Genomic DNA, 9,538 nt, shown 5'->3' with positions numbered 1-9,538 from the left:
TGCCGTTTACTTGGCGAAAAATGCCCGTCGAACCAAGCAGCGAAAATCGATACAGAACAGGACCTTAGAAGGAATTTCAAATGAAGTGTTTTCTTAAGGTCCTGTATATGAACCCGCCCAAGGGTGAGACCCCGTTGAAATGGTTGTTGCTGACCAGCGAACCGGTCGAGTCGCTAGCCCAAGCCTTGCGCGTCATCGACATTTATACCCATCGCTGGCGGATCGAGGAGTTCCATAAGGCATGGAAAACCGGAGCAGGAGCCGAGAGGCAACGCATGGAGGAGCCGGATAATCTGGAGCGGATGGTCTCGATCCTCTCGTTTGTTGCGGTCAGGCTGTTACAGCTCAGAGAAAGCTTCACGCTGCCGCAAGCACTCAGGGCGCAAGGGCTGCTAAAGGAAGCGGAACACGTAGAAAGCCAGTCCGCAGAAACGGTGCTGACCCCGGATGAATGTCAGCTACTGGGCTATCTGGACAAGGGAAAACGCAAGCGCAAAGAGAAAGCAGGTAGCTTGCAGTGGGCTTACATGGCGATAGCTAGACTGGGCGGTTTTATGGACAGCAAGCGAACCGGAATTGCCAGCTGGGGCGCCCTCTGGGAAGGTTGGGAAGCCCTGCAAAGTAAACTGGATGGCTTTCTTGCCGCCAAGGATCTGATGGCGCAGGGGATCAAGATCTGATCAAGAGACAGGCCCTGACGCAGGGCGCTCATCGCCTTCGGGGCCTGGCGAAAGGCATCGGCATGGGAGGATGGTGTGACAAGCAGTAGCAGGAGTCCCCAGCTCCAGGTGCAGAGTCTCTGCATGATGGATACCTCGTCTTTCGTATCCGCAAGATATAGGTGCGATATGGGGGGGTTGCCAGCCAGGAGATGGAACATCTGGTTATGTGTTCGGCCATCAGAGATGAAAACGGTATGGAACTTTTGGCAGAGAAGGAAAAGACTCTGGCGACGAACGCCAGGTGGCTGCACTTCGCGATCCTCTTCTCCATGGCACAATTCAAATTGATAGATTTATTATTTTTGTGGCAATAGACTGCCGATCTTGCTGCCTAACGCCTTGTATTTGCATGATGTTAGTCAGCTTGTCGATAAAATAGAAATGGGGGGCGCAATCGAACCGATTGCATCCTTCGTCATGATTGGGAAGCGCATATGGTTGATTCAATCGAGGTCTCTGTCGTGGTGCCCGCCAAGGATGAGCGGGACAATCTGGCCCCCCTCATCGGCGAGATCGATGCCGCGTTGGCGGGGAAATACAGCTACGAGCTGATCTATGTGGACGATGGCAGCGAGGATGACAGCTACGCCCTGCTCTGCGGTCTGAAGGCGCAATTCCCCGCGCTGCAGGTGGTGCGTCATGCGAGGGCCGTCGGCCAGAGCATGGCGGTACTGAGTGGCGTGCGCCACGGCCGCGGTGACTGGCTGGTGGTGCTGGATGGCGATGGTCAGAACGATCCGGCCGACATTCCCGCCATGCTGGAGGAGGCCAGGCGTCGCTTCGCCTCGGACAAGCACCAGGTCGGGCTCATCGGCCATCGCGTCAATCGGCGCGATGACTGGGTGAAGCGCCTCTCGTCCAAACTCGCGAACGGTTTTCGCGATCTGCTGCTGCGGGATGGCATCCCGGATACCGGCTGCGGCCTCAAGGTGGTGCGCCGTGACTGGTATCTGCGCCTGCCCGGCTTCAACCATATGCACCGCTACATCCCGGCCCTGATCCAGGCCCAGGGTGGCCGCATGTCCCCCTGGCCGGTCAACCACAGACCCAGGCAGGCGGGTGTCTCCAAATATGGCGTCTGGAACCGGCTCTGGGTCGGGTTGGTGGACGTGGTCGGCGTCTGGTGGTTGCAGCGCCGCTCCAAGGTGGTCGAGATCAGGGAGACATTGGAGTGATCGATGCCCTGCTTTCGATGCCGTCGATCTGGCTGGACCGGGATGAGCTTGCCCTGCATGTCGGCGGGTTGCACCTGGGAGGATGGCGATGATCGATGCCCTGCTCTCCATGGAGCTGACCTGGTTCGACTGGACTGGCCTGCATGTGACGGGCTGGAAGATCATCGGCTACACAGGGGCGCTGATGTTCGGCGGCCGCTGGCTGGTGCAGTTCGTCGCCTCCAAGCGCGCCGGCAAGCCGGTGATCCCGCGCCTGTTCTGGTACATGAGCGTGCTCGGCAGCCTGATGACCCTGAGCTACTTCGTCTTCTCGCCCAAACAGGACTCGGTCGGCGTGTTGCAGAACCTCTTCCCCACCTTTACCGCGCTCTACAGCCTCTATCTGGATATCCAGCACAGAGGCTGGAAGCGGGACAAGGTCGTCAACGACTATGAGGCTCGTCATGGTAAATGACCGTTTCCTGCTCAATCAAAGATCTCTCGGCTGGCTGCTGCTGATCGCGTTGGTGGTGCTGGGGGCCGGCCTCGGGCTGCGGGATCCCTGGCCCGCCGACGAGCCGCGCTTCGCCCTGATCGCCAAGGAGATGGTGGAGAGCGGGCAATGGCTCTTCCCCATGCGCGGTGGCGAGATCTACCCGGACAAACCCCCCATGTTTATGTGGGGGATAGCACTGGGGTATCTGCTGACCGGTTCCATCAAGGTGGCGTTTCTGCTGCCCTCCCTGCTGGCGGGTCTGCTGACCATCACGCTGGTGTGGGACATGGGCCGCCGCCTGTGGAACCCCTCGGTGGGCTTCCTGGCAGGGCTGTTGCTGCTGTTTACCCTCCAGTTCACCCTGCAGGCCAAGACGGCGCAGATCGATGCGCTGGTCACCTTCTTCATCACCCTCGGCGTCTACGGCTTCGTCCGCTTCCTGCTCTGCGGTGGCGGCTGGCGCTGGTACTGGCTCGGCTGGTTCGCCGCCGGGCTTGGCATCATCACCAAGGGGGTGGGGCTGCTGGCCTTGCTAATCCTGATCCCTGCGATCTGGACCCACCGCGAGAAGATCCGTGCCGCCTCCAGGAGCGACTGGCTCAAGGGGCTGGCGGGGCCGCTGTTCATGCTGCTGGCCATCGGCCTGTGGCTGGTGCCCATGTTGCTCGCCGTGGCCCAGAGCGGCGATCCCGTGCTGCAGGCCTACCGGGACAACATACTGCTGCGCCAGACGGTGACCCGCTATGCCAACGCCTGGCATCACGTCAAACCGTTCTGGTACTACCTCACCTCGGTGATCCCGCCGTTCTGGCTGCCGGTCTCCCTGCTGCTGCCCTGGCTGGTGGTGGCGTGGCGCAAGGCCATCCTGGGGCAGGACAAGCGCATCATCCTGCTGCTCGGCTACCTGGTGCTGGTGATCGTCTTCTTCTCGGTGTCGCCGGGCAAGCGCGGCGTCTATGTCACGCCGGGCACGCCGGCGCTGGCCCTGCTGACGGCTCCCTTCGTCGCCGAGCTGCTGGCGCGGGTCTGGCCCGCGCGCCTGCTGGGCGGGCTCGGCTGGCTGCTGGGGATCATCTGTTTGGGCGGGGCGGGGGCGCTGGCATTCAGCGCCAAGCTGGCGAGCAAGCTGGGGGATCTGGGCCCGGCGCCCTGGCTGCCCCTGCTGGCGATGGGGGCGGCGTTGCTGCTGCTCAACGCCTTGCTGCGCCGGGCACCGCTCACAGCCATCTTCTGCTCGCTGGCGGTGGGCTGGCTGATCTACTCCAGCTGGATCTGCGTGAAGCTCAACGACATGCGCACCCCGGAGGGGGTGATGGCGCTGGCGGCGCAGCAGGTGCCTGTGGGCGACGAGCTGTTGCTGGCCGGCTTCAAGGAGCAGCACCTGCTGTTCGCTCTACAACCCGTGCGCCATTATCCTTACCTGCTGGGGGACGGGGAGCAGGCCCGGGAGGCGGCGGCCTGGGTGGCGGCCGGGCCCAGGCGCCATGTGCTGGGCTCGGCCGACATCATGACGGTGTGTTTCGATGCGGTGCGGATGACGAACCTCGGCAACCGTCATCGCACCGACTGGCTGCTGGCTGGCGCGGATGCCCTCAAGCCGGAGTGCCGCGGTCTCAGTCCACAGATAGAGCCCTTCAGCTATACCCCCGGGCCCTGAGCCCGGACAGCAGACGGATAAGTCGGATAAACAGAGGGGCTGCCATTGGCAGCCCCTCTTCATCGTCAGATCTCTCGGCGCGGTCAGACTTGGTAATACGCCTTGTACCAAGCGACGAAGCTCTCTACCCCTTCTTGCAGCGCCATCTTGGGTTTATAACCGGTCGCCTCGAACAGCGCCTCGGTGTCGGCCCAGGTGGCGAGCACGTCGCCGGGCTGCATGGGCAGCAGGTTGCGGATCGCCGGCTTGCCGAGCGCAGTCTCGATGGCCTCCACGAAGTCCAGCAGCCGCACCGGGCTGCCGTTGCCGATGTTGAAGAGGCGGTAGGGGGCCGGGCTGGTATCGGTCTGCCCCTGCCAGTTCGGGTCGCCGACCGGCGGCCGGTCCGCGATGCGCACTATGCCCTCCACTATGTCGTCGATATGGGTGAAGTCCCGACTGAGCTGGCCCTGATTGTAGATATCGATGGGCTCCCCCTTGAGGATGGCGCGCACGAACTTGAACAGCGCCATGTCGGGCCGACCCCAGGGGCCGTAGACGGTGAAGAAGCGCAGACCCGTGGTGGGCAGGCCGTAGAGGTGGGAGTAGGAGTGGGCCATCAGCTCGTTAGCCTTCTTGCTCGCCGCGTAGAGGGAGACAGGGTGATCCACCCCGTCCGAGGTCTTGAACGGCATCTGCTCGTTCAGGCCGTACACCGAGCTCGAGGAGGCGTAGACCAGATGCTTGACCCCGTGATGGTGGCATCCCTCCAACACAGTGAGAGTGCCGGTGAGGTTGCTGTCGGCGTAGGCGAAGGGGTTGTCGAGGGAATAGCGCACCCCGGCCTGAGCACCCAGGTGGATCACCCGCTCGAACCGCTCGCGCGCGAACAGCTCGGCCATGGCGACCCGATCGGCGAGATCCAAGCGCTCGAAGCGAAAGCCGGGCAGGGGGCTGAGCCGTGCGAGGCGTGCCTCCTTCAGGCTCACCTCGTAGTAGTCGTTGAGATTGTCGATGCCGACCACCTGATGACCGTCGTGGCAGAGCCTCTGCGCCACATGGAAGCCGATGAATCCGGCGGCACCGGTGACCAGATATTTCATTGCCGTTGCTCCTTGTGCAGTCCGGTGGCCAGACTGTCGCCCCGGCCGATGGCGTAGTAGGTAAAGCCGCGCTGGTGCAGGCGGGCCGGATCATAGAGGTTGCGACCGTCGATGATGACGGCCTGTTTCAAGGTACGCTGTATCAGCTCGAAGTCCGGGGCGCGGAACTGCTGCCATTCGGTGCAGATGAGCAGGGCGTCGGCTCCCTTGAGGGCCGCTTCCTGAGTACCGCACAGAGTCAGATCGTCCCGCAGGCCATAGAGACGCTGGGCCTCGGTCATTGCCTCGGGATCGAACGCCTGCACCTTGCCGCCAGCGGCCCAGATCGCCTCCATCAGCACCCGGCTCGGTGCCTCGCGCATGTCGTCGGTGTTGGGCTTGAAGGCCAGGCCCCAGAGGGCGAAGGTCCGTCCCGTCAGATCGCTGCCGAAGTGCTGCTGCAGGCGGGCCATGAGCTTGTGCTTCTGGCCGTCGTTGACCCGTTCCACCGCATGCAGCAGGGGGGCATCGCAGCCTGCCTCGCTGGCAGTGTGGATCAGCGCCTTGACGTCCTTGGGGAAGCAGGAGCCGCCATAGCCGCAGCCGGGATAGATGAAGTGGTGGCCGATGCGCGGGTCGGCGCCTATGCCCTTGCGTACTTCTTCGATGTCGGCGCCGAGCTTCTCCGCCAGGGTGGCCATCTCGTTCATGAAGGAGATCTTGGTGGCCAGCATGGCGTTGGCGGCATACTTGGTCAGCTCGGCGCTGCGGGCGTCCATCTGGATGATGCGATCCCGATTGCGGTTGAAGGGGGCATAGAGCTCCTCAAGCAGAGACATGGCGTGGGCCGAGCCGGTGCCGATGATGATGCGATCCGGCCGCAGGCAGTCGGCCACCGCGGCCCCCTCCTTGAGAAACTCCGGGTTGGAGACCACCTCGAGGGGGAGGTCGACCCCGCGCTCTGCAAGGATGGCGGCGATATGCTGGTGCACCCGGTTGGCGGTGCCGACCGGCACTGTGCTCTTGTTGATCACCACCTTGCCGCTCTGCATCAGTCGACCTATGGTACCGGCCACCGCCAGCACGTGCTTGAGATCGGCTGAGCCATCTTCATCCGGCGGGGTGCCGACCGCGATGAAGATGAGTTCGGCAAAACCCACCCCCTCGGCCACATCCGTGGTGAACAGCAGACGGCCTGCCTGGTGGTTGGTCTGTACCAGGGGGGCGAGGCCGGGCTCGAAGATGGGGATGATACCCGCTCTCAGCCGCTCGACTTTGGCTGCGTCCACATCCACACAGGTCACCCTGTGGCCCATCTCGGCCAGTACGGCGGCCTGAACCAGTCCCACATAACCTATTCCGAATACGCTGACTCTCATCTGCTGTCGCTCCGCAGCCAGTGGCAAGGGGGTCATTTTAGAACGATTCTGACTCGCTGACAGCGAGATACCCTGGGTTTTTCAGGTTATCTTCAGGCTGGGAGGGGAGAGGGCATGACATATTTTGGTGCAAGGGTTGTAACGCGGCGCTGACGCGCACCATTTCGGCGCATTCGGTCCCGTACTTGTGATCCGGGTCACTCAAAATGGACACTGTGACCATAACGAAGTCCCGACTCACGGGGCTCGCGCCCGTCATCGGGCCTCAGACACTCTTTTCACTTCGCTACTGGACATAAGGTTATGGACAACACCCCCCGTTCGGCCCATCCGCTCTATGAGGATGTGCTCGCCCTGCTGACCGCGGCAGGCTTCGTTTCCCTCGGCATCTTCCTGTTTCATCAGGTCGGTCTGCTCACCGGCGGCACCGCCGGATTGGCGCTGCTGTTGCAGCAGGTCACAGGCCTGAGCTTCGGCCTGCTGTTCTTCACCATGAACCTGCCGTTCTACGCCCTGGCCTGGCTCAGGATGGGGCCGCGCTTCACCCTCAATACCTTCGCCGCCGTGGCCACCGTCTCCTTCATGACGGATCACCTCAACGCCGTGCTGCAGATAGGCAAGATAGAGCCCGTCTATGCGGCCCTGATCGGTGGCACCCTGATCGGCATGGGGCTGCTCATCATGTTTCGCCACAAGGCGAGCCTGGGGGGCTTCAACATCCTGGCGCTGTTTATTCAGGACAAGTTCGGCGTCCGTGCTGGCAAGCTGCAAATGGGGCTTGATTGCGCCATCGTCATCGCCTCCTTCTTCGTGGTCTCCCCCTGGCTGCTGGCGCTCTCCGTGGTCGCGGCCATCATCTGTAACCTGGTGTTGACACTCAATCACAAGCCGGGCCGCTACCAGATAGCCTGAGTCACCCGTCACTTTGCAAACAAACAGAGCGCCCGAGGGCGCTCTGTTTGTTTGTTAATCTCATCAATATGCCGGCCAGTCACACCACCATGGGCTGCCCCGTCTCGGGGTGGTGAATGACTTGGGCGGGGTAGTCGTGAAGAGGGAGGGCGATGCGCCTGGCATCACACCACCATGGGCTGCCCCGTCTCGGGGTGGTGAATGACTTGGGCGGGATAGTCGTGGATAGGAAGGACGATGCGCCCGGCATCACACCACCATGGGCTGCCCCGTCTCGGGGTGGTGGATGACCTGGGCGGGATAATCGTAGAGACGGGCGATGAGCGCCGGCGTGAGCACCTCGCTCGGGGAGCCGTCCGCCATCAGGCGCCCTTGCTCCAGCATCACCAGCCGATCGGCGTAGCGCGCCGCCAGGTTGAGGTCGTGCAGCACCACCAGCACGGCGGTATTGCGGGTGGCCAGGGCGCGGGCCATGGTGAGCAGCTGGTGCTGGTACTTGAGATCGAGGGCCGAGGTGGGCTCGTCGAGCAGCAGCAGCCGCGGCTGCTCGGGATCGGGCAGCCGTCCCGGCGACGGCTCCTGCCAGATCTGGGCCAGTACCCGGGCGAACTGCACCCGCTGGCGCTCCCCGCCGGAGAGGCCGGGGTAGAGGCGACCCGCCAGGTGCTCGACCCCGGCATGGGTCATGGCGGCCCGCACTATCTGGTCGCGGCGGCTGGCGGGCTCGCTGTGGGGCAGCCGCCCCATGGCCACCACCTCCTCGCACAGGAAGGGGAAGCTCAAGGACGAGCTCTGGGGCAGCACCCCGACCCTGTGGGCCAGGGCGTCGCCGGCCCAGCCCTGCCGCTCGCGGCCGAACAGGGAAATGCTGCCTTCATAGGCCAGCTCGCCGGTCAGGCACTTGAGCAGCGAGCTCTTGCCCGCCCCGTTCGGGCCGAGCAGGGCAGTCAGGCTGCCCCCATGCAGGTCGAGATCCAGGTTGTCCAGGATGAGGCGATTGCCCCGGGTGAGGTTGAGCCCGCGGCAAGCGAGCAGGGGGGATCCGGGCAAGGTGGCGTTCTCCTGTTACAGCGTCCGGCGACTCTTGATCAAGAGCCAGGTGCAAACAGCACTGCTTGTACTTCTTGCCGCTGCCACAGGGGCACGGCTCGTTACGGCCAATCTTGATGGGTGCCTCCACTGGTTGAGAACGTGCCGGGCGCTCGCTGCGTTGCGCCAGAAAGTGGGCATGCAGGATACGAGCGGCAAAGCGGGCCTTGGTGGCTTGTTCTTGCAGGTGTTCATTGCTGAGCGCTTCGAGCGATGTAGGCATCTTCTCCAGGGGTTCAGATATCATCGCCAGTGCGGCAGCTTCAGGAGCAGGTAGCGCGGGCCACGGGGCCAGCTCAAGACCTCCCAGGTAACCACCACACCAGTCGTGGATCAGCGGGACCCATTCCCCGTGTCGCTCAAATTCCGGCGCCACCGGGAAATAGTCTTCAGGCGCATAGGTCATATGACAGAGTTTTTGGGTGAATAGAAGTTGAGCTTGTGATATTAAAAAGTCATCGAAAATACGATTTGGGGGATGCTTGCCCCGGTCAAGAATGGAGTGATGGGGATGCTTCTCGCAAAAAATTGCTACGCAAAGGACAACTTGAAAATTGGAAAAACAATAAAATTGGGCACGTTGTATGAGTATAGAGATATAGAAAGTGCTCAAATCGTCGATGATGGCGAAGGTAAACACTCTTTTGTACTAAATTTTGATGGAACAGTTGATATTGAACCAAAGTGGTTCAATTTCATACTTCAGGGGGCAATCAGCGTAGGGGGCGATGAGAACCATCCACGAATCCTAGGGAGCATGAGCGCAGCGATAGAACATCTTCACATTGTTGAAAATACTGGGCAAATACTCAGGGTACGAGACACACGCGCAAGCATTCATCGAGAAGCTCTTAACGGATTCATTTTTTGTGTATCACGCGTTAGAAAAAAGCGTGATGCTGTTGGATTATTTCCAAACTACGATGACTGTTGGTATATGACGGCATCAAAAGCTCAGAGCCTGTAAATGATTCTGTGTAACTGCCCACTCCATTACAGGTGACCGTTCAGGCGATCTCCGAACTCGATAATAAAGCGATTCAGGGCAGGCTTCCAATTCTGGATCGG

8 protein-coding genes and 2 pseudogenes are annotated in these 9,538 nt (G+C 61.7%); 6 read left to right on the top strand and 4 right to left on the bottom strand.

Translation table 11 applies throughout. From position 1 onward, the window contains the following. Window positions 1-107: 107 nt before the first annotated feature. The 4 genes and pseudogenes from PG883_RS21365 to PG883_RS21350 all read left to right on the top strand — a co-directional run. Window positions 108-680: pseudogene (locus PG883_RS21365) on the top strand (IS4 family transposase); the annotation flags it as partial. Window positions 681-1,156: 476 nt separating this feature from the next. Beyond that, on the top strand, window positions 1,157-1,897 hold the full coding sequence (locus PG883_RS21360) for a glycosyltransferase family 2 protein (protein WP_005329116.1): 741 nt from the start codon (window positions 1,157-1,159) through the stop codon (window positions 1,895-1,897). An 88-nt stretch (window positions 1,898-1,985) separates the two neighbouring features. Continuing rightward, window positions 1,986-2,351, top strand: coding sequence for a lipid-A-disaccharide synthase N-terminal domain-containing protein (locus PG883_RS21355; protein WP_041206328.1), 366 nt, complete (start codon window positions 1,986-1,988; stop codon window positions 2,349-2,351). Continuing rightward, entirely contained in the window at window positions 2,341-4,029 is a 1,689-nt protein-coding gene (locus PG883_RS21350) for an ArnT family glycosyltransferase (protein ID WP_041206327.1), read from the top strand. Before PG883_RS21355 ends, PG883_RS21350 begins: the two co-directional genes overlap by 11 nt. A gap of 83 nt (window positions 4,030-4,112) precedes the next feature. On the opposite strand, the gene PG883_RS21345 is transcribed toward PG883_RS21350, so the two are convergent. Together PG883_RS21345 and PG883_RS21340 are read right to left on the bottom strand one after the other, a co-directional pair. Continuing rightward, the gene (locus tag PG883_RS21345) at window positions 4,113-5,111 is read right to left on the bottom strand and encodes an NAD-dependent epimerase (protein WP_005329119.1); all 999 of its coding nucleotides are present in this window, start codon (window positions 5,109-5,111) and stop codon (window positions 4,113-4,115) included. Continuing rightward, window positions 5,108-6,469, bottom strand: a complete 1,362-nt coding sequence (locus PG883_RS21340) for a UDP-glucose dehydrogenase family protein (protein ID WP_041206324.1) — start codon at window positions 6,467-6,469, stop codon at window positions 5,108-5,110. Before PG883_RS21340 ends, PG883_RS21345 begins: the two co-directional genes overlap by 4 nt. A gap of 303 nt (window positions 6,470-6,772) precedes the next feature. Between PG883_RS21340 and PG883_RS21335 the strand changes: the two genes are divergently transcribed. Next, window positions 6,773-7,381 carry a YitT family protein gene (locus tag PG883_RS21335; RefSeq protein ID WP_005329125.1) on the top strand — a complete coding sequence of 203 codons (609 nt, stop codon included), beginning with the start codon at window positions 6,773-6,775 and terminating at the stop codon, window positions 7,379-7,381. A gap of 249 nt (window positions 7,382-7,630) precedes the next feature. Here the strand turns inward: PG883_RS21335 and PG883_RS21330 are convergent, their stop codons facing one another. Continuing rightward, a complete protein-coding gene (locus PG883_RS21330) occupies window positions 7,631-8,431 on the bottom strand; it encodes a heme ABC transporter ATP-binding protein (RefSeq protein WP_041206322.1) in 801 nt (266 codons plus the stop codon). 55 nt (window positions 8,432-8,486) lie between these two features. Next, window positions 8,487-8,693: pseudogene (locus PG883_RS23980) on the bottom strand (SEC-C metal-binding domain-containing protein); the annotation flags it as partial. Between the two features lie 255 nt (window positions 8,694-8,948). Between PG883_RS23980 and PG883_RS21325 the strand changes: the two are divergent. Continuing rightward, window positions 8,949-9,437, top strand: a complete 489-nt coding sequence (locus tag PG883_RS21325; protein WP_270808065.1) for a hypothetical protein — start codon at window positions 8,949-8,951, stop codon at window positions 9,435-9,437. Window positions 9,438-9,538: the final 101 nt, after the last annotated feature.

Source organism: Aeromonas sp. QDB25, from assembly GCF_027707725.1.
GTDB lineage: Bacteria > Pseudomonadota > Gammaproteobacteria > Enterobacterales > Aeromonadaceae > Aeromonas > Aeromonas caviae.
The sequence above is the reverse complement of the archived record's forward strand: the minus strand, read 5'-3'. Positions and strand labels throughout refer to the sequence as shown.